This is a genomic window from Pedobacter chitinilyticus (assembly GCF_003313385.1).
GTDB lineage: Bacteria > Bacteroidota > Bacteroidia > Sphingobacteriales > Sphingobacteriaceae > Pedobacter > Pedobacter chitinilyticus.
Genome location: NZ_QMHN01000007.1, coordinates 245,413 through 266,284, shown reverse-complemented (window position 1 = coordinate 266,284; position 20,872 = coordinate 245,413). Strand labels below are relative to the sequence as shown.

The window sequence follows — 20,872 nt, the reverse complement described above, 5'->3', positions numbered from 1 at the left end:
AAAAGTATTTACGCTTCAATCGGGGCTATCAAACCTTGGTCTATGCCAAGGTTGTCAATGTTGTTAGCGAGGTGCGAAATTTGGGATTGCCTGCAAACAAAAAAGCCAATTCATTTTAACGACTGGCTTTTAATTGAAGACTTAAGAAGTTTTTAAACGGCGACGCCCTCAACTTTACCTTTAAAAATAATAAATGGCAAAGTTAAACTTCGTAAGTCTAAAGTGTTTTATTGAATAAATTTCTGAGTAACAGTTTCGCTTGCGGTGGTTAATGATGCCACGTGCAAACCATTAGCACCATTAAAAGGTACCGAAACATTGGTGTAGCCCTTATTTAAGTTCAATTGCTGTTCAGTTAATTTACGGCCATTTAAGTCGTAGATTTTAATAGAGCCCTTGCCTTCATTAGCAGCAAAAATAGTGAGCTTAACTGTACCTTCTTGTCTGTTGGCAAATACCCTAAAATTGCTTGCTGCTACATTTGATTTTACTGCGACAACCTCCGATTCAGAACTTTTTCCGTCTGCATCAACCTGTTTAAGTTGGTAATAACTTACTCCAGGTAATGCATCTTTATCCGTAAAGGCATAGCTTTTTGCAGTACTGCTAGTGCCAGCACCTTTTACCTCGCCAATCTTTGAAAAGATTTTGCCATCTCCAGAACGTAAGACCTCAAAATGAGAATTGTTGCTTTCAGATGCAGTTGCCCAAGCTAATTCAATATTTTGCAAGTTGGCTTTTGCGTTGAAAGAAGTTAGGGAAACTGGTAAAATTGTTGTTTGGTCGTTAATCAAAAAATCATCAAATGTTATGGTCGCATTTTCCGATCCTGTGTCATATCTAAAAAAGAATTGTTCAAGAGCTAAATTTGCAGATTGAGCACCTCTTGCAGCTAAAACAGGTGTGGCAGTAGGGATTCCGATATCATCAACATATAAGTCCCATGTGTCGTTGGCCAACGTTTTTGCACTTCCATCTGGTGCTGAATAATTTAATATACTTCCTGTATTATTTATTACCCATGTAATTACTTTTGTAGTATTGTAATATGGAGTGGAACCAGTAGGGGCATTAGGGCCAGAGATATTGAAGCCTTGCGCTGCATCAAAGCCAATTACTAATCTGCTGTGAGTAGTTGAGGCTAAAGTTGGAGCTCCTGAGCTGTTTGCAAATCCAGTTCCTGCATATAGTTGAGCTTGAGTAGTATTTGTAGCAGCTATGTTTGACACATTTAGTGTGAAGCTAATTTTTAATGCTGTAGGCGGACCAATAAAGGACGCGTTTCGACTGAAATGGGCTGTTCCCGAACCTGTTTTCGTAAAGCGTAAGGTTCCGCTAGTTATACTCGCGATATTGTTTGTTCCACTTCCAATTGCTGTAAATTTGTTAGCCTCAGCGGTTGAGGTTATATAGTCTACAATATTAGAGGAGGAACTGAAATTCTGCGAAAATATCTGTGCATATCCAGCCACAGTAATTCCAATAATAAATAATAGAGAAAGTAAAAGTTTTTTCATATAAAGGGTTTTGAGGTGAACGATTACTTATAAAGTTAATAAAAAGCTATTATATGAAAAAAATATAATGGGCTTAGCGCAACCTATCTGCCGAGCGAATCAGTTTTTCGTCCTTTTTGATGCCTCTGATGGCTAATAGTGTAAAAATAATCGCTAACAACGAAAGATAGATCCCTGGTTCAAGGTCAATTTGAGTTTTGCCATTTATCCCGTTAATAATTTGGAAAAACCAAGCCGATAAGGCCAAAATCAATACAATGTTCAATAGCGCAATGCGGATCTGTAATTTCCTGTTTCTGAAGTTGAAAATGTTTACTAAGCTAATCAATCCTGCAAATAAAGTGCTAATCAATAGCGGGATATTGGTAGGCGAACCATCAGCTCCAGTGGCTTTAAGCCCTGTGCCGTACAACGTGTAGTATCCAGTATTTGAACCCACGCCAATAATAGGAATAAACAATAAACACAAAATAGTAATCGCGGCAAGCAAAAGCCAAATAGATTGAATTCTCTGAATCATAATAGAGCAAAATTAAATAAAAGTATTGTTAAATTGTTGTATTGTTTTATTGTTGTGGAGCGGGTTCGCTGTTTGAATTGGTTAACTACTCACTGAAAACGTTTTGCCATCTATTGGGCTTTCTAACAATTCAGCAATTAAACAATTTGAACAATTAACCTATCTTTGCAACATTGGAAACAAAACGTTATTTCGTTGAGCTTAGCTATAACGGCACCGACTTTCATGGCTGGCAAATGCAGCCTAACGGAATCACCGTTCAGGAATGTTTGGATAAGGCATTAAGCACCTATTTCAGACAGGAAATCGTCTCTTTGGGATGCGGACGTACTGATACTGGTGTTCATGCTACGCAGTTTTATGCCCATATCGATTTGGTAAATGTAACGCATAAGCAAATCGCCAATGCAACTACAGGATTAAACGCGCTACTACCTTATAGCATTGCCGTACATCGTATTTTTGAAGTGGCTACAGATGCTCATGCCCGCTTTGATGCTACCGCTAGAGAATACAAATACCATCTTCATTTCCAAAAAGATCCGTTTAAGTTAGATCGATCGTGGTTGTACAAAGGGGAATTGGATGTAGAGAAAATGAACCAGGCCGCACAATTGCTACTGCAATACACCGATTTTTCTTGTTTCAGTAAATCGAACACGCAAACATTTACCAATAACTGTAAAATTAGCCATGCAATGTTTGAATTACAACCAAACGGAATTATTTTTACCATCAAAGCCGATAGGTTTTTGCGCAACATGGTGAGAGCAATTATGGGAACTTTGGTAATGGTAGGTCGAGGAGATATTGAGGTACAGGAAGTTTCAAAAATTGTGGAAAGTAAAAACCGAGGTAATGCAGGCCAATCTGTACCCGCTTGCGGACTTTATTTGGTGGCGGTAGAATATCCATATATATAAATGCGATGATTAGCCAATGCGCTAATGATCAAATTAACTAATTAAACATGTCAAAAGTAACTGGAGACGCATTTAACTTTAGCTTATTAAAAAGGGTAATGGCCTATGTAAGGCCTTATCGGGCTATTTTTATCTGGTCGGTAGCACTTACAATCTTATTGGCTGCCATTGCTCCAGCTAGGCCACTTTTGGTAGGTTATACTTTAGACAAGCACATTCTTAAAGGCGATTATTATGGTTTGCTAAACGTGACCATTTTGATGTTGGTATTGTTGGTGCTACAAACTATTTTCCAATATGCACACACACTGCTTACCAATAAACTCGGGCAATCTGCCATTAGAGATTTACGGATCAATGTATTTAATCATATCAGTAAGTTAAGACTGAAGTTTTTTGATAAAACACCCATTGGTCAGTTAATTACCCGTACCGTTTCTGATTTGGAGACCATTGCCGATATCTTCTCCGAAGGATTAATTGCCATGATTGGAGATATGCTGCAAGTAATTGTGCTGATGACCATCATGTTTTGGATGGATTGGAAACTTACTTTGGCCGTATTAATTCCAATGCCATTTTTGATCATTGCTACTAGGATTTTCCAAAAGGCGATAAAAGTCGCTTTCCAAGAAGTTCGGGCAGAAGTATCCAACCTCAACACCTTTTTACAAGAGCATATCAGCGGTATCGCCATTATCCAATATTTCGCCAGAGAGGATCAAGAATATAAAAAGTTCGAAAAGATCAACTCGCGCTACCGCGATGCCAATATTCGTTCCAACTGGTACTATTCTATTTTCTTCCCCGTAGTAGAACTGATATCGGCAATGTCCTTAGGACTTTTAATTTGGTATGGTGCTAAGACGGTATTGGCAAAACCTGATCTGGATCCAGGAATCATTACCACCTTTATCATGTTCATCAACATGTTGTTTAGGCCAATTAGGGAGCTGGCAGATAAATTTAATACCTTGCAAATGGGCATGGTAGGGGCTGAACGTGTTTTTAAAGTATTGGATACTCAGGAAATCACAGTAAATTCTGGAAATTTGGCTCCAAAAAAACTAGATGGCAATATTGCTTTCAAAAATGTTTGGTTCAGCTACGATCAAGATGGAGAAGAAGATCCAAAATATGTATTGAAGGATATTTCTTTTGAGGTGAAATCTGGACAAACCATTGCTTTGGTAGGCGCTACTGGGGCGGGGAAATCTTCCACCATCAACATCTTGAATCGTTTTTACGAAATCCAAAAAGGAAGCATCACTATTGATCAACACAATATCCAGGATTACAATCTATCTTATTTGCGCAGAAATATTGCGACGGTTTTACAGGATGTCTTTCTCTTTTCGGACACTATTTTTAACAACATTACTTTAAATAATCCTGATATTGAATACGAGGAAGTAGTGGAAGCGGCCAAAAAAGTAGGTGCGCATGATTTTATTGAACGTTTGCCAGGTGGCTATCATTACAATGTGATGGAAAGAGGAGCAACGCTCTCTGCGGGACAGGCACAGTTGATTTCTTTTATCAGGGCCTTGGTTTACAAGCCTGCCATTTTGGTATTGGATGAGGCAACTTCATCGGTAGATACCGAAACCGAAATGCTGATTCAAAATGCGATTGATAAATTAATGCAGGATAGAACTTCTATCGTCATTGCCCATCGTTTGTCGACCATCCAAAAAGCAGATTTAATTATTGTTTTGGATAAGGGAGAGATTAAGGAAAAGGGGACACACCAACAATTGCTGAAATTGGATGGTTATTATAAACGTTTGTACGATTTGCAGTTTTCGTCAGTAGGTATCGCTAAAGGCTAACAAACATTTTATTTTCTGAAATCTCTTTCAATAACGTGTGAGATCACATTGTTGCCAACCGTTTCTTTTCGGGTATAAACCAGTTTGAAATAACCTGTTCTCAAGTATTCGATATGCCAAGTGCTGTCTGGGGTGGAAGAGAATTTGATGTTTTCGCCAGTCGCATCAACAGTGAAATCAACGGCTGCTGCTCTTCTAATAAACTTAAGGTCGCTTGTAAAGGTTGTAGTATCTATAGGCGTAAAGGTGGTGGTATCTCTTGGGCTTGAAATATTGTTTGTAATGGTGCTTTTGATTTCCGCCCTTAATGGCCATTTGCCTGTGAGGTAGCGTTCTACAAAAAGCTTGCTGTCCACGGGTTCCTTTTTACAGGAATAACCTATTGCTACAATTGTAAGCAAACCGATTAAAACAAACTTTAGTTTACGCATCGCCTTTTGTGTATTTACAGCAAATATACAAAACTAAAGTTTTTAATTCGGGTAATGGAGCGTATCAAATGGATAAAGGAGTATTGATACATATTCGAAATATGTTATTATCTTTCCAGCTTCAAACCGATACTAAACATGAAGAAAATTGTTTCCAACCTAACTTTTCAGGTCCTTGTGGCTATATCGTTAGGTATTTTAGTGGGCGTAATCTATCCAGGTTTTGCTCCGCATGCCGAACTCATCAGTAAGAGTTTTATTAACATGATCAGTATGCTGATCGCTCCGATCATCTTTTTCACCATTGTGCTCGGTATTGCCCACATGGGCGATATGAAAAAAGTGGGGATTGTTGGAGGTAAAGCACTACTTTACTTTGAAATTGTCACTACCATTGCTATCGTCATTGGTTTGGTGGTAGCCAACGTATTGAAGCCAGGAGTAGGGGTAGAAGTACCCGCAGGTGATGTAGCCAAAATGGATGCTTATGCTAAACAGGCAGGATCTATTAACTGGCTAGAATTTATTGCACATATCTTTCCTAAAAATATTTTCGAGGCCTTTTCAAAAGGTGAAATTTTACAAATACTCGTGTTCGCCATCTTATTTGGCTACGGATTAAGTAAAATGGGGCAAACGGGACAATCGTTATTAATCACTTTTGATAAAATAGCCAAGGTGTTATTTAACATGATGAAAGTGATCATGCGTTTGGCACCTCTAGGCGCTTTTGGCGGAATGGCCTATAGCGTGGGTAAATTTGGTTTACACACCTTATTGCCGATGGCCAAACTGATGGGAGCAGTATATTTAACTTGTTTCCTGTTCATTTTTGTAGTGCTTAACGCCATTTGCCGTTACTATAAATTCAGTTTATGGAAATACTTGAAGTTCATCCGTCAGGAGATTTTAATCGTTTTAGGAACTTCTTCCTCTGAATCGGTATTGCCAAGTATGATGAAAAAAATGGAAGATATCGGTTGTAATAAATCGGTAGTGGGTTTGGTGATTCCAACAGGCTATTCCTTTAACCTTGATGGCACTTCTATTTATCTGGCCATGGCCGTTATTTTTCTCACGCAAGTATTTGGTATTGATTTAACCATTGGTGAGCAGGTTTCTATTATGATGGTACTGATGGTGACCAGTAAAGGTGCTGCAGGAGTTACGGGAAGTGGCTTTATTGTGTTAGCAAGTACACTTACAGCTTTAAAGATCATGCCAGTAGAACATATCGCCATTTTACTTGGCGTAGATAGGTTCATGAGCGAGGCCAGGGCCATTACCAACATGATTGGAAACGGTATTGCTTCTATTGTGATTGCTAAAAGTGAAAATGAATTTGATGAGGCAAAATACCTGAGAGCAACCAGTCCATCAGCTATTGAAATGGCCGAGGAAGAGAATATCATGAAAGAATAGTTGCTTAAATAGCAGAAATGGGTTTAACAAGTTGATCTAATCGATGAGTTAAACCCAATTCCATAATATCAATTCCTTTTGATCTAAAGCCGTAGCAATGCTGGCCACATAATTTTCGCCAATGGTGAAAGTTCGCATTTTAAAAATTTCCTCATCCCAACGCAGCTGTTCATTCAGGCACTCTATCAAATGGAGGTTGTCGCTTACCCCTTCGCCACTCGCTTTTAACAAGGCTTCCTTTCGGGTCCACATCACGTAAAAGTTCTTAGGATCTACCCGTTTTTCTCCAATAAAAGCAATTTCATTTTTAGAAAAGGTAATGTCTAAGATGGATTTGAAATCGAATTCTTCATTGATGATCTCGATATCAATGCCTACAGCCCTTGGACTAATCGCAATCAGTACATAATCACCGGTATGGCTAATATTAAACTCTATTCCCTTAACGGTTGGCTTTCTAAATTCGTGAAAAATAAAATCAATTTCTTGCGGACTGGTATTTAGGCACAGCGATAAGATACTACGTAAACAGAATTTACTAACCACATAACGCTCTTTGTCTTTTTGGATAAACATCCTACTCGCCTTTTCCTGTTCGCGTTCAGATAGTACATCTGCTAATCCTTTTTTGATTTTCTGGAAATGATTGTTGATGTCAATCCTGAAAATATGGGTTTTGTCTGTATCTAGCGATTGTCCAGTGGAATAAGGTTTCCAGGCATAATCGTAGCTCAACAGCGTATCTATCATTTTTAATGTTTTATAGTTAGTCTTAGCTCGAGAACTGATAAGTAAATATCGTTAAAATTCTCTTTTACGAGAATTTATTGTTAGATTTTTATGGAAAGTTGTCCTTTTATTCCTTAATGAGGTATTGTTGGTTAGAAACACGCATTAATCGGCTATATTTTTTAATGCTCGTAAGTATTTTTCGATATAAAGCTGTTTTTCCCTGGATTTGTATTGCTGAATAAATCGAGGATGTTCCAATATGGTTAGTTTTTCGAATAATTTTTCCTTTCGATTGATTTTCTGGATGAAATCAGTATTTTTCTTGCCCAAAACAAAAACTTCAGAGGTGTCTAGGCCCAAACTGATGTGTTTCCTTAAAGAAGAAATCATGAAATCTTTCACCATTTCAAACAACTCGGGGTCGTCATAATAATTGGCATTTAGCCACTTGCCATCTTTCGCCCTGCGAATAATAGCCAAAGGAAAAGGAGAATTGATATAGAAATCTCGATAAAAAGAAGCAGCCCCACCATATGCTTCAATCATATCATATATAAATACAGAAGAAATTTCGTGTGTATGCGCCGATTGCATTTTGATGCCACAAACACTTTCCAATCGCTTGGTGTCCGTAAATGGAACACCCGTTACCCCAGCGCCATGACGGCTGGGATTAATACCCACGATGAATTTCCTTTGAGCGAAGTCATTATAATATTTGTGGTAAAATTGCTGCATCACCACCATGGTTTCAAGGTTATCCATATAAGGGTTCATCACTTGGAAACCATCGGGTAGTTTACCCTCATAATGCAAGTGGCAATTGAAATCAATGACGTGGTCTGCGAAAGTTTTTTCCATGTATGAAATAGTGCTTAAAAATAAATCGTTTTTAGTCAGATATCAATATCATACCTGTATGATTTGTAAAGAAATAAGTAGATAAGAAATAATATACTTTTAGAGTTGACATTCCGTAGCATTTACCTTAAGTTTGCACAAAAAAATAGATACAATGAGTGTTTTAGTAAATAAAGATTCTAAAGTAATTGTTCAGGGTTTTACTGGAAATGAAGGTACTTACCATGCTGAACAAATGATAGCTTACGGTACAAATGTTGTTGGTGGGGTAACCCCTGGCAAGGGCGGTCAGGAACATTTAGGCAGACCTGTTTTTAACACAGTTAAAGACGCGGTTGATAAGGCTGGCGCTGATGTATCTATTATTTTCGTACCTCCTGCATTTGCAGCTGATGCTATTATGGAAGCAGCTGAGGCTGGAATTAAAGTGATCGTTTGTATTACTGAAGGTATCCCAACTAAAGACATGATTGCGGTAAAATCTTACCTTTCGGATAAAGATAGCCGTTTAATCGGTCCTAACTGCCCAGGCGTAATCACTGCTGATGAAGCTAAAATTGGTATCATGCCAGGTTTTATTTTCAAAAAAGGTACAGTTGGTGTAGTTTCTAAATCTGGTACTTTAACTTACGAAGCAGTTGACCAAGTAGTTAAAGCTGGTTTAGGTATTACTACTGCTATCGGTATCGGTGGTGACCCAATTATTGGTACGCCTACAAAAGAAGCAGTTGAATTGTTGATGAACGATCCAGAAACTGAAGGTATCATCATGATTGGTGAAATTGGTGGTGGCATGGAAGCAGAAGCTGCTCGTTGGATCAAAGAAAACGGTACTAAACCAGTAGTAGGTTTCATCGCTGGTCAAACTGCTCCTGCGGGACGTAGAATGGGTCACGCTGGTGCTATTGTTGGTGGTGCTGATGATACTGCTGCTGCAAAAATGAAAATCATGCGTGAGTGTGGTATCACTGTAGTAGAGAGCCCTGCGGAAATTGGTGCTGCAATGGCTGCATTATTGAAAAAATAGTCTCGACAAATATTATTTTTAAAAGCGTCCCAAATTTTGGGGCGCTTTTTCTTTTTACAAGAAGTACAAAACTTACTTCAGCATGAAAATCAACAAACGATTAATGCTTATTTTTGTTTAAAGGCATAGGCCCATCACAAATGTAAACCGCCATGAAATCAATTTTTAACCGTATCACACTCATTGGCTTACTTGCACTGAGTACAGGTTTTTCGGCTTGCGCCCAGCAAAAGGAAGAAAAGAAAGAAACCCCATCAAAAACTACAAAGAAAATGGAATGGAATAAGTTAACACCCGAAGAAGAGAGAGTAATTGTAAATAAAGGCACTGAATATCCAGGAACGGGCAAATACGATCAGTTTTTTGAGAAGGGAACTTATATCTGTAAAAGATGTAACGCACCTTTATACAAATCAGATTCGAAGTTTGATGCACATTGCGGCTGGCCAGCGTTTGATGATGAAATTAAAGGAGCGGTAAAACGTATTCCTGATGCCGATGGAAGCAGAACAGAAATAGTTTGTGCAAATTGCGATGCACACCTTGGCCATGTGTTTGTTGGTGAATTTTTAACTTCTAAAAATACCCGTCATTGTGTAAATTCTGTCTCCATGACTTTTGTGCCTGATAAAAAAGAGCAATAGTCTAAAGTATTCAGAAATGCTGGCCATATTGAAAAAGAAAGCGGAGTAGACACTTAAAGTTTGCTCCGCTTTTTTATTCAAAGAACTTAAAAGTTCTAAAATGTCTAAGGTAATAAAAACTAAACTACTTCCGTTACCGCTTCTTCTACCTCAACTTCATTAGTCACTTCTTCTTGAACTTTCATTTTTGAAAACCTTCTGATCAACCAATAAGCAAAAAAAGACCCACTTAGTGCCATGCCTGCACCCACTAAAGAAGGGTAGTTGTAGCTTAGACCATAAACCAGAGGAAAGCCACCAAATAGTGCGCCTAAAGCATTACCTATGTTAAAGCTCGCTTGACTGACCGAAGCAGCAATCATCTCGGAACCTGTAGCTGTTTTAATCATCAGCATTTGGATAGGCGCCGCACAAGCAAACGCAATAGCGCCAGTTAAAAAGGTAGTAATTAATGCTAATGTTGGACTGGATGAAACGAAGAATACGATCACCAAAATAGTGCACATGGCAAGTAGTAGCGCTGCACATGCCTTGGCAGGAGAAAATTTGTCGGCCAAATAACCACCAGCAAAATTACCCAGTAACATGCCCAAGCCAGCCAGCATTAAAATATAGGTTACACTACTTTCTGCAAAGCCAGCAACATCAGTCATCAACGGTGCAATGTAGCTGATCCAGCAGAATAGTCCGCCAGTACCAATAGAAATCATCAGGATAATGATCCATGCCTCACGTTTAGCAAAAAAGCTAAGCTCACTCTTAATGTCACGATTTTTAACCGCTGGTAAATATGGTAACCAATATTTAAGACTAAATAAGGTGATGATACCTACTATCGCTACAATGGCAAAAGAATATCGCCACGAAAAATTATGTCCAATATAAGTACCCAATGGGACCCCGAATAAGTTGGCTATCGTAAGACCTGCAAACATTAAGGAAACTGCCTGTGCTTCTTTTCCTTTTGGAGCAATACGGCTGGCCACTACAGAACCCACACCAAAAAAAGCACCGTGTGGTAAGCCCGAAAATAGTCTGGCGATAAATAGTGAGGTATAACTAGGTGCAAAGGCAGATAGTGCATTAAACACCGTAAATAATCCCATCAAAGCAATTAAGATATATTTTGGTGGATATTTACCAGCAATAATGGCCAATAAAGGCGCTCCAATCACTACGCCTAGAGCATAAGCCGAAATTAGGTGGCCTGCTTCTGGAATGGTGATGGATAGGTCTTTGGCAATATCAGGCAATAGTCCCATCATTACAAATTCTGTAATGCCTATTCCTAAACCGCCAAAAGTGAGGGGAATGAGTTTTTTGTTCAATAACATCTGCTTAGTGTTTTGTTTACACTAAGCAAAGGTAGCCGTTTTTATGATAGGATTTTGTCAGCTAAGGGTTAATAATGGGATCCATAAAAAAGGCCAGCATTTGCTGGCCTTTGCACTAACGCTTTTTAGCGTATTTTAAAATCTTTGCTATCGTTTCCTCTGATGGTTCTCTGTATAGCTCATCTAGTTTAGGTTTAATGGCTTCATACAGTTTTTGGTCGGGATTATTTTCCTGTTCCAAAGTGCTGAGGGTTGATAGGTCTTTTAGTGATGTTGGAGTAAAGGTTTTTGTCATACGCATTTATATCTTTTTGTTTAGAAATTAAACGCCGACTAATAGCCTTTATTTTATGTTTATGGTATTAAAATCAAAATAGTTTAGAAGTGCTTATTAAAATAAAGCTAAACCTTTGTAAAAATGGCAATAGGCGTGTCTGCCTAATATAAATCCATTTGCAACATTGTTGTTACTTAGCTTCTGCTGATACTTACTTCTTTAATATTCATCATTTTGCGCAAGTTACTAAGCGCATAACGCATACGCCCCAATGCTGTGTTAATGCTCACATCCGTAAGTTCAGCAATTTCTTTAAAGCTCAAATCTGCATAGTGGCGCATTATCAGCACTTCTTTTTGCTCATCTGGCAAATGATGGATCATTTTGCGTAAGTCGGTATGTGTTTGTTCTCTAAGGATGCGTTCTTCAGCACTTTCTTCATGAATTTGAATAAGATTAAGTACATCGGTACCATCTGAACTGGTAATGGTTGGTGTACGTTTCTCCTTTCTAAAATAGTCGATCACCAAATTGTGTGCAATACGCATTACCCAAGGTAAAAATTTGCCTTCTTCGTTATAACGTCCAGACCTAAGCGTGTTGATGACCTTGATGAAAGCGTCTTGAAAAATGTCTTCCGCTAAATATTGATCTTTTACTAATAAGTAAATAGAAGTGAAAATTTTGGATTTGTGCCTACGTAAAAGTTCCTCGATCACGGCTTCGTCACCGCTGATATATAACTTCACCAAATCCTGATCACTAGTCTGCTGTAACCTCATAGGAGTGTGTTTGATTAAACCCATCTTTATTAAATAATAAACACGTAAAAGTTTTAATCTATAGCTTTTCTCCTTTTAAATTTTTGTTGGTGAATAATGAATGTTAATGTGTTACAATTTCAAAAGAAACATTTTTTTGTGAGATTCAAAGAATTAAATTGTTAAAAATTGTAAAAATGCCCAATAAACCTTAAAATCATAGGTCTCTTTTTGATCGTCAATTTCATTTGCCTCGTTTAAATGTTGTTAAAAGACTTTCTATATTATGTCAAATTTTATACCAATTATAAATAATTGATTTGGATCTGTACCAACACAAGGATTAATTTAAACAGTTTTGAAGTTAAACCAGTAGAGAAATCTTAGAAATAGAGTTAAGAGTTTTAACACTTAATTGAATAGCTGCTTTAGACTTTCAGCCCATAGTTTTCAACTTAATAAGTTATCTTTGTAAATTACAGCGAAGAGGTAATTCATGAGCAAGGAACTAGAGAAAGATCCACATCAACATATTCTAATTAAAGGGGCTAGGGTACACAATTTAAAAAATATTGATGTAGCTATTCCTAAAAACAAATTTGTAGTCATTACAGGCATGTCGGGCTCGGGCAAGTCTTCATTGGCCTTTGATACATTGTATGCCGAAGGCCAGCGGAGGTATGTAGAAAGTCTATCGGCTTACGCACGTCAATTTATGGGCCGTATGAACAAGCCCGATGTTGATTATATCAAAGGCATTGCTCCTGCAATTGCCATTGAGCAAAAAGTGATCACTTCAAATCCTAGGTCAACCGTTGGAACTTCCACAGAAATATACGATTATCTTAAGCTACTTTATTCTCGAATTGGTAGAACTTATTCCCCAGTGTCGGGTAACGAGGTAAAAAAAGATACTGTAAGTACTGTCGTTGATTTTGTATCTGCCTTGGCTGATGATGAAGTGGTAACGGTTTTCTGCCCGCTGCATCCCCAAAACAAAAGAACCATCAAAGAAGAGCTAGCCATTTTACTGCAAAAAGGCTTTTTGAGGGTGTCTTATCTAGGCGCTGTTAAAAAGATCGAAGCTATTTTAGAGGACGATGCTGTTCAAGATAAAGAGTTGGTTGCAGAAGATCAGGTTTTTATCCTGATTGACCGTATTGTGGTAGCACATGATGATGAAACCCTAAGCCGCATTGCAGATTCGGTACAAACCGCTTTTTTTGAAGGCAAAGGTGATTGTTATGTAGAGCATGATGGCAAACAGCACTTCTTTTGCGATCGTTTTGAATTAGACGATTTAAAATTTGAAGAACCAACACCAAACTTTTTCAGTTTCAATAATCCTTATGGGGCTTGCAAACGTTGCGAAGGTTATGGGAACATCATCGGTATAGATGAAGATCTAGTTGTTCCTGATAAAAGTAAAAGTGTTTACGATAATGCCATTGCCCCTTGGCGTGGCGAAAAAATGGGCGATTGGCTAAAGCAATTTGTTAAAAATGCCGACAAATTCGATTTCCCTATCCATAGATCTTACAGTGAACTTACCGAAGCGCAACAACAATTGTTGTGGACAGGAAATAAATATTTCAGAGGTTTGGATGAGTTCTTTAAAGAGCTCGAAGAGCAAACTTATAAAATACAGTATCGTGTAATGCTATCACGTTATCGTGGTAAAACTACTTGCCCTGATTGTAAGGGCACACGTTTACGTAAAGATGCTTCTTATGTAAAAATAGGTGGTAAATCTATTTTAGAATTGGTGTTAATGCCACTTTCTACCATCTTGCCATTTTTTGATGGATTGGATTTAACGGCTAATGAGCAAAAAATCTCTAAACGTTTGCTTTCTGAAATCAGTAGCCGCATTTTATATCTAAATAACGTTGGTTTAGGATACTTAACTCTTAACCGTTTATCAAATACCCTTTCAGGAGGAGAAAGTCAGCGGATAAACTTGGCTACCTCATTGGGAAGTAGTTTGGTAGGTTCGGTGTATGTATTGGATGAACCTAGTATTGGTTTGCATCCTCGCGATACGCACCGACTCATTGGCGTACTTGAATCACTGAGAAATGTGGGCAATACTGTTTTAGTAGTAGAGCATGAAGAAGAAGTGATGAAAGCTGCCGACCATTTAATTGATATTGGTCCCGAGGCAGGTACCCAGGGAGGTAATTTAGTATTTAGCGGTACCTATAATCAAATTATTAAAGATAAAAAATCTTTAACTGGCAGATATCTGTCTGGAGCGGAAAGCATTGAAATTCCTAAAAAACGTAGGAACTGGCAAGATCATATCCTGCTTAAAGGCGCTAGAGAAAACAACCTCAAAAATATCAATGTAAAATTTCCTTTGGGCGTTTTTACTTGCGTAACAGGCGTTTCGGGATCTGGAAAAACGAGTTTAGTCAAACGAATTCTATATCCCGCTTTGCAGAAAGCAATTGGTAACTATGCTGGTGAGCAAACAGGTTCTTACGATGGTATTTTCGGGAATATTGATTTGGTACACCAAGTAGAAATGGTGGATCAAAATCCAATTGGTAGGTCGTCACGATCCAATCCAGTAACTTACGTAAAAGCTTGGGATGATATCCGTACCTTGTATGCTTCGCAGGCCTCGGCTAAAGCAGCAGGATTAAAACCTTCCGCATTTTCATTCAACGTTGAAGGAGGCCGCTGTGATGTTTGCCAGGGAGAAGGAGAAGTAAAGATAGAAATGCAGTTCATGGCTGATATTTATCTGCCTTGCGAAACCTGTAACGGAAAAAGATTTAAGCAACAAGTACTAGATGTTACCTATCAGGACAAAAATGTTTCTGATGTGTTGGATATGACCATTGATGAAGCCGTGGCATTTTTTGCTAAAGAGGCAAAAATTATGGCCAAGCTACAACCTTTGGTTGATGTAGGTTTGGGCTATGTACATTTAGGACAATCGTCAAATACACTATCAGGAGGTGAAGCGCAACGGATTAAATTGGCGTCTTTCCTAATCAAAGGTAACAATGCACAAAAAGCGGTTTTTATTTTTGATGAGCCTACCACTGGATTGCATTTCCACGATATTAAAAAGCTGTTGAAAGCACTAAATACATTGATAGAGCAAGGCAGCACTGTGATTGTGATTGAACACAATATGGACATGATTAAGAGTGCCGATTGGGTAATTGATATCGGTCCAGAGGGAGGAGACAAAGGCGGAGGCATAGTTTTTGAAGGCAAACCAGAAGATTTGGTGAATGTAGAAAACTCTTACACTGGACAGTTTTTAAAAACGCACCTTAAATAGTAACTTCGTAACCTATGCTTTTGCTCGAATTTCTAATTGGCGTTGCTCTTAATGCGATGGGGTACATCCCCCCAGGGAACATTAACCTTACTTTAGCCCGATTAACCATCAATAGAGGAATGCGCCAAGCTTGGGGCTTTATCCTCGCTTTCTCTTGTGTAGAGGTATTTTTCACCTTCGGAATGATGCGTTTTGCTCGCTGGGTTTCTAGCGATGTGGATATTGAAGCCATTAAAGTGGGTAGTTTTAAGCTCAGCTTTTTGGTCGATGTTTTTATGATTGTATTGCTATTGGTAATGGCAACCTTAGCTTGGAAAAATAGAGACAAGGTACATCAACCTAAAGAAACGGAGGAAAGCAGAAGAGGCAGTGTGATTTATGGTTTGGTTTTGGGCGTGCTTAACCCCGTTCAAATCCCGTTCTGGTTATTTTTTGGCAACTATATCATCCTGCACGAGTGGGTCACTACTGATTATCTTTCTCTCGTGATTTTCAGCATAGGCTCAGGTGTAGGTTCAGGTTTGGCCCTTTATGCTTACGCCTATTTTGCAAAATACATCCAAGAGAAATTTACGTTAAGTAGCCGCATCATCAATAAAGGGATTGCTATTTTTCTTTATTGCCTGGCGCTTTATCTCATCGTCAAACAATTAATCGCGTACTGGTCTTAAATCTTATTTGAAAAGCAAATGCCGTATTCCATTGGGTGCGGTAGCCCTGCTGTGCGCTACTATCTTTTTGTTGTCGTTACTGTCCCTGAAACCTCGTAGGTTTCGAAAACCTGCGAGGTTTTATGAAAGTCTTAAGCTATGCTCTTTCCAATTTAAATAGCCTAATTCCGAAAACAAGTAGAAGCACAAACTTAATTCCTTCGGCTATAGCAAAGTATAAATGCATCGAAGAAGGAGGAACGGGTTTTGCTTCAATATAAAGTAGGGCTCTAGAATCTAGCGCAGGCAATAGCCACACTGTTTGCAAAATCAGTATCAAAACAACGATCACATAAAACGGACTGATTTTAATTTTTCTAACCGTTCGGATATTACTGATTAAAATGGCTACAGCAAATACCCATTCCACTTTGTTTAAAGCAGCAAAAACCAATCGGCCTATACCTAAACCAATGGGTAAGGTAACCCCAGGAGCTCTAAATTTCAGCCAAGCCTCCATAAAGCTAATGGAACATATAAAGCCTATCCAAGTAAAAGTGCAAATAAGTGCTAAAGGCTGTTCTACTTTTGATTTCATGATTTTTGTATTAAGACGTTATTGCAATATACAGCCTGTCCCGATTTTTGGGAAGGCAATCTTAAAGCGAGTGTTGTAGAATTAATCTTTACTTCCCAATGAAGAACGATGAAAACACTAGCGGAAGCCTGTTACAATAATGGTTTCGCATTATTGTTGCGGTAGTAGTCAATTTTATACATAAACATTTCTGCCATTCGGCTGCCTCGCCATTTAGCTTCCTCTGCTTTTTCACCAACAAAAAAATCATCAAGTGTGCCATGCCAAAGTTGTAGCCAGGTATCGAAATGAAGCTGGCTTACAGGTAATTTAGCGTGCGGCGGAAACGGACTTCCAGAATAGGTTGGCACCTCAAGCAAAATGGTTTGCCAAAAGCGATACATTTTTTCCAAATGCTCAGTCCATCTATCCTTTAAAATGCCATTGAAAATTGGCCCCAAAAGCTCGTTTCCTTGTACTCGTGAATAAAATGTATTAACCAATAATTGAATGTCTTCTATATTGCTAATGTCTGCCCTTGCCATTTTGGATTTCTTTGTGATACAAAGATACGGCTTATCTAAGTGTATTTTTTCTGATGCAAGTCATGTAATTGCTTAATCATCATCAAAATCTTGAATTTAGTTTGAGAGAGACTTACTAAATTTTTAAAACTTCGTAAGCCTAAACCTCTTAGGTTTTTAAAACCTAAGAGGTTTGAGTTATCTACTTCTTCATAAATTCCAAGCTCCATATTTTTTCAGCCTTGCGGCCAATCAGTACGAAAGAAATGCCCAAAACGGAGAAGAATATTGCCTTATGCCAGCTATCCCAAAAGTATTCGAAATATCGGGTGTAAAGGTTGATGAACAAAAAGATGATCCCAAATTCCCTAAGCATGGTGTCATTTTTCTTTAAACCAATAACAATGGAAATCACACAAACCACAGCAGAAATAATTGCCCAATAAAATAAGGAGATCTGTTTAATGCTATACCATTCTTCTAAGCTGCCATAATTTCCAAAAACAGAAAGTAACAGTAACGAAGTAAATAGATAAAGTAGTCCACCAAAGTAGGTGATATCGAAGAAATAGGAGAGTTTTTGACTCCTACGCAGTAATATGGATATGAAAGTAAGGCAAAGACCAAAAGCCACAAACCTTAGCGGATAGTTAAGTCCTAAAAAATACCAGTTTCCTCTAGAAAGGTAGCCAGTTTCGGTGCCAAACCACGCGCCCAAAGCTAATAGGGCAAATGCCCAAATCAATCTCGATTTAAAGAAATAAGCTAAGCTCAAATAAATGATGACCGAAAAAAGAATGAGTATAGAGAAATGGTTACTGGTGCTGTTTAATGCCTTGCCTAAATAGGCTACTGCATTTGCCGTAAGCATTACGCCCGAAAAAATAATGGCCTCGTTACTGAAAACTTGTTGAGGCTTATGCTTCTTTCGGCGAATTCCAAACACATAACAAGCTGCAGCCAATAGTGCTGAAACAATACTGATGATGATGTTGGGCGTATTGTACAGGTTTTTAAGATAATCGAGTAAAGATTTATCTACGAGCAATGCACTAAGTGCTACCACCCCACAGCCCATGGCAATCCAAAAAGAATATTGAGCTAGCCGCCTCCAATCGAAGGCTTTAGGTTCGTAGCTGTCTTTAAGTTTCTGTGCCTCGGTATCAGTTAGCAGTTTCTCAGATTGCCAGTAATCTAGCATTTCATCTAAAAACTCACTATGATCGCGATCTATTTTTTTCATGGAAGCTTGCGCCAATAATTATATAACATCGGCACCGTAAATATAGTTTTTTCGGCTTTATTTCAATAGCTCTGGAATGCGCTTATTGTTTCCAACAATCCAAACAATGTCCTCATTTTCAAAAACAAGGTTTGAATCTGGGTTTAAAATACGTTGGCCATTTCTTTCTATACCTACTACCAAACCTTGGGTTTTTTCCCTAATTCCACTGTCTCTAATGGTTTGCCCAAATACTGGCGATTTACTGTTGATGACAATCTTTTGCAGTGACATGTCTTGTTTCGGGAAACTTTCTTCTTCATCAATTTCCACGTTTTCGCCGTCAAAAAGATGTTTAACACTGGCCAATTGATCATCCGTTCCAATCACCAGAACTTTGTCGTTAGGATACAGACGTTCATCTCGTTTTGGGGTAGGAATCATGATCTTTCCCCGCTCAATCATGGCGATATTGATGCCGTATTTTTCTCGTACGGCTAAATCTACCAAGGTTTGTCCCACCAATTTCGATTCTGGTGCTACCGTAAGTTCCAACAAGTGGGTGTCCCAAGGTAAAATTTCAGGTTGTTTTTTTGCCGCTTCTCTTGCGTTAAGATTGTAAAAGAATCGGTTTTCCATACGCTCGTAAAAGCTCTGTAGTTTACGTGAGAAGATAATCATCACCAAGATGATTAGGCCTAATGCAATGCCTGCAGCAATCCAAGTATCGAAAAACTCGTACATCAAGAAGCCTACAAAAAAGATCCCTAAGGCAATTCTGAAAATTTCGATGGCAATTAGTGGTCCGCGGGTATATTTTTTATTAAGCCAAAGGTGAGAATAGGCTGTTTTTTCAATCCTTTTAATAGATAAGGCCCATAAAAATGGCGACATGATCAAGAACGAAATGATTACATTTATAATGACACCGTTTTTGCCATTGGTAATATTGTTCTCAATAAATGGGTGTAAGTAACGCGAAGCCAAAAATATAACGGCGATGATGATTACCGAGTGGATAATGGTATTTACAATGTATGACCTCAACAAAACCTTCCAGTCGCTCAAAGTAGTAATACCCTCCGTACTGCTACTATATCGACTAATGGCATCTAACCATTTTTGAGGGAGTATCTTGGCCAAAAAGTTATAGAAATTTTCGGAATATTTAATGAGGTAGGGGGTAGTAAAGGTGGTGATGGCTGATACAGCTACCGTAATAGGATATAAGAAATCGCTAGTTACTTTTAGGCTTAAGCCTAGTGTAGCGATAATGAAGGAGAACTCTCCAATTTGGGTTAAGCTCAATCCTGTTTGTACCGATGTTTTTAAGGGCTGGCCCGATAATAAAGCACCACTTCCTGTGGTAATCAATTTACCTACAATGGTGATGCCTGTAATAATCAAGATTGGTTGCCAGTAGGCGAATAATATTTTAGGATCAATCAGCATGCCTACCGATACAAAGAAAATGGCTCCAAATAAGTCTTTAACGGACTTCGTGAGATGCTCAATTTTTTCTGCTTGCGTAGTTTCTGCTAAAATAGATCCCATGATGAAAGCTCCCAAGGCAGGAGAGAAACCTACTTTTACTGCCAAAATTACCATTACTAAACATAAAGCTAAAGACACTACTAGGAGCATCTCGTCGTTCATGAGTTTTTTGGTAAGCTTTAAAAATGTTGGGATAATGAAAATACCACCTAAGAACCAAAGAATAAGGAAAAAACTTAATTTAAGGATAGAAATCAACATATCAGCACCTGCAAATTGCTGACTTACAGCTACGGTGGTGAGCAATACCATGATTAAAATGGCCGCTAAATCTTCTACAATAAGTGCCCCAAAAACCAAATTGGCAAACTTTTTATGCTTTACACCCAATTCATCAAAAGCTCTAATAATGATGGTGGTTGAAGAAACGGAGAGGACGGCACCTAAGAAAATACTGTCCATCGTTTTCCAGCCCATGAGTTTGCCTGCAAGATAGCCAATCAAACACATGCCGATAATCTCTACCAACGCTGTAATTGACGAGGAGCCTCCAACTTTTACCAGTTTCTTGAAGCTAAATTCTAAACCAAGGCTAAAAAGCAAGAAAATTACCCCAATTTCGGCCCAAATGGTAATGTTGGCATTGTCGGAAACGGTTGGCGTAAATTTAAAATGCGGGCCAACTAGAAGGCCTGCAATGATATAGCCCAAAACCAATGGCTGTTTAATTTTTTTGAAAATAATAGTGGTGATACCACCTGCTGCAAGTATTAATCCTAAGTCTGCAATGAGTACCGGTAAGTGTGTCATCTAAGCAAAAAATGTG

19 protein-coding genes are annotated in these 20,872 nt (G+C 38.4%); 7 read left to right on the top strand and 12 right to left on the bottom strand.

Features of this window, described 5'->3' with window-relative positions; genetic code table 11:
• Positions 1 to 227: 227 nt before the first annotated feature.
• Positions 228 to 1,517, bottom strand: coding sequence for a T9SS type A sorting domain-containing protein (locus DUT70_RS19425; protein WP_113649024.1), 1,290 nt, complete (start codon positions 1,515 to 1,517; stop codon positions 228 to 230).
• Between the two features lie 73 nt (positions 1,518 to 1,590).
• On the bottom strand, positions 1,591 to 2,037 hold the full coding sequence (locus DUT70_RS19420) for a DUF4293 domain-containing protein (protein ID WP_113649023.1): 447 nt from the start codon (positions 2,035 to 2,037) through the stop codon (positions 1,591 to 1,593).
• A gap of 173 nt (positions 2,038 to 2,210) precedes the next feature.
• Between DUT70_RS19420 and truA the strand changes: the two genes are divergently transcribed.
• Together truA and DUT70_RS19410 are read left to right on the top strand one after the other, a co-directional pair.
• Complete coding sequence (gene truA / locus DUT70_RS19415) at positions 2,211 to 2,960, top strand: tRNA pseudouridine(38-40) synthase TruA (RefSeq protein WP_113649022.1); 750 nt, start codon at positions 2,211 to 2,213, stop codon at positions 2,958 to 2,960.
• Positions 2,961 to 3,007: 47 nt separating this feature from the next.
• Positions 3,008 to 4,792 carry an ABC transporter ATP-binding protein gene (locus DUT70_RS19410; RefSeq protein ID WP_113649021.1) on the top strand — a complete coding sequence of 595 codons (1,785 nt, stop codon included), beginning with the start codon at positions 3,008 to 3,010 and terminating at the stop codon, positions 4,790 to 4,792.
• An 8-nt stretch (positions 4,793 to 4,800) separates the two neighbouring features.
• Here DUT70_RS19410 and DUT70_RS19405 read toward each other — a convergent pair whose 3' ends face one another.
• The gene (locus tag DUT70_RS19405; RefSeq protein WP_113649020.1) at positions 4,801 to 5,223 is read right to left on the bottom strand and encodes a hypothetical protein; all 423 of its coding nucleotides are present in this window, start codon (positions 5,221 to 5,223) and stop codon (positions 4,801 to 4,803) included.
• Between the two features lie 138 nt (positions 5,224 to 5,361).
• Between DUT70_RS19405 and dctA the strand changes: the two genes are divergently transcribed.
• Positions 5,362 to 6,645: a C4-dicarboxylate transporter DctA gene (gene dctA / locus DUT70_RS19400; RefSeq protein WP_113649019.1), complete on the top strand. Its 1,284-nt coding sequence runs from the start codon at positions 5,362 to 5,364 to the stop codon at positions 6,643 to 6,645.
• A gap of 48 nt (positions 6,646 to 6,693) precedes the next feature.
• On the opposite strand, the gene DUT70_RS19395 is transcribed toward dctA, so the two are convergent.
• Positions 6,694 to 7,395: a 4'-phosphopantetheinyl transferase family protein gene (locus DUT70_RS19395; RefSeq protein WP_113649018.1), complete on the bottom strand. Its 702-nt coding sequence runs from the start codon at positions 7,393 to 7,395 to the stop codon at positions 6,694 to 6,696.
• Positions 7,396 to 7,539: 144 nt separating this feature from the next.
• Positions 7,540 to 8,238, bottom strand: coding sequence for an SMUG2 DNA glycosylase family protein (locus DUT70_RS19390; RefSeq protein WP_113649017.1), 699 nt, complete (start codon positions 8,236 to 8,238; stop codon positions 7,540 to 7,542).
• A 154-nt stretch (positions 8,239 to 8,392) separates the two neighbouring features.
• On the opposite strand from DUT70_RS19390, the gene sucD reads away from it, so the two are divergent.
• A complete protein-coding gene (sucD, locus tag DUT70_RS19385; protein WP_113649016.1) occupies positions 8,393 to 9,265 on the top strand; it encodes a succinate--CoA ligase subunit alpha in 873 nt (290 codons plus the stop codon).
• Positions 9,266 to 9,417: 152 nt separating this feature from the next.
• Complete coding sequence (locus DUT70_RS19380) at positions 9,418 to 9,909, top strand: methionine-R-sulfoxide reductase (protein ID WP_113649015.1); 492 nt, start codon at positions 9,418 to 9,420, stop codon at positions 9,907 to 9,909.
• A gap of 119 nt (positions 9,910 to 10,028) precedes the next feature.
• Here DUT70_RS19380 and DUT70_RS19375 read toward each other — a convergent pair whose 3' ends face one another.
• From DUT70_RS19375 to DUT70_RS19365, 3 genes are all read right to left on the bottom strand, one after another.
• Positions 10,029 to 11,243 (bottom strand): MFS transporter, encoded by a 1,215-nt coding sequence (locus DUT70_RS19375; protein WP_317047828.1) that lies wholly within the window; start codon positions 11,241 to 11,243, stop codon positions 10,029 to 10,031.
• 115 nt (positions 11,244 to 11,358) lie between these two features.
• A complete protein-coding gene (locus DUT70_RS19370; RefSeq protein WP_128353404.1) occupies positions 11,359 to 11,544 on the bottom strand; it encodes a hypothetical protein in 186 nt (61 codons plus the stop codon).
• Positions 11,545 to 11,714: 170 nt separating this feature from the next.
• Complete coding sequence (locus DUT70_RS19365) at positions 11,715 to 12,302, bottom strand: RNA polymerase sigma factor (RefSeq protein ID WP_113649087.1); 588 nt, start codon at positions 12,300 to 12,302, stop codon at positions 11,715 to 11,717.
• 475 nt (positions 12,303 to 12,777) lie between these two features.
• Between DUT70_RS19365 and uvrA the strand changes: the two genes are divergently transcribed.
• Both uvrA and DUT70_RS19355 read left to right on the top strand, forming a co-directional pair.
• Complete coding sequence (uvrA, locus tag DUT70_RS19360) at positions 12,778 to 15,579, top strand: excinuclease ABC subunit UvrA (RefSeq protein ID WP_113649013.1); 2,802 nt, start codon at positions 12,778 to 12,780, stop codon at positions 15,577 to 15,579.
• A gap of 14 nt (positions 15,580 to 15,593) precedes the next feature.
• Positions 15,594 to 16,250, top strand: coding sequence for a LysE family transporter (locus tag DUT70_RS19355; RefSeq protein ID WP_113649012.1), 657 nt, complete (start codon positions 15,594 to 15,596; stop codon positions 16,248 to 16,250).
• 136 nt (positions 16,251 to 16,386) lie between these two features.
• Here DUT70_RS19355 and DUT70_RS19350 read toward each other — a convergent pair whose 3' ends face one another.
• From DUT70_RS19350 to DUT70_RS19335, 4 genes are all read right to left on the bottom strand, one after another.
• On the bottom strand, positions 16,387 to 16,827 hold the full coding sequence (locus DUT70_RS19350; protein WP_113649011.1) for a hypothetical protein: 441 nt from the start codon (positions 16,825 to 16,827) through the stop codon (positions 16,387 to 16,389).
• Positions 16,828 to 16,958: 131 nt separating this feature from the next.
• Complete coding sequence (locus DUT70_RS19345) at positions 16,959 to 17,351, bottom strand: group III truncated hemoglobin (protein WP_113649010.1); 393 nt, start codon at positions 17,349 to 17,351, stop codon at positions 16,959 to 16,961.
• Between the two features lie 181 nt (positions 17,352 to 17,532).
• Complete coding sequence (locus tag DUT70_RS19340; protein WP_113649086.1) at positions 17,533 to 18,573, bottom strand: DUF2157 domain-containing protein; 1,041 nt, start codon at positions 18,571 to 18,573, stop codon at positions 17,533 to 17,535.
• A 57-nt stretch (positions 18,574 to 18,630) separates the two neighbouring features.
• Entirely contained in the window at positions 18,631 to 20,856 is a 2,226-nt protein-coding gene (locus tag DUT70_RS19335; protein ID WP_113649009.1) for a cation:proton antiporter domain-containing protein, read from the bottom strand.
• Positions 20,857 to 20,872 lie beyond the last annotated feature (16 nt).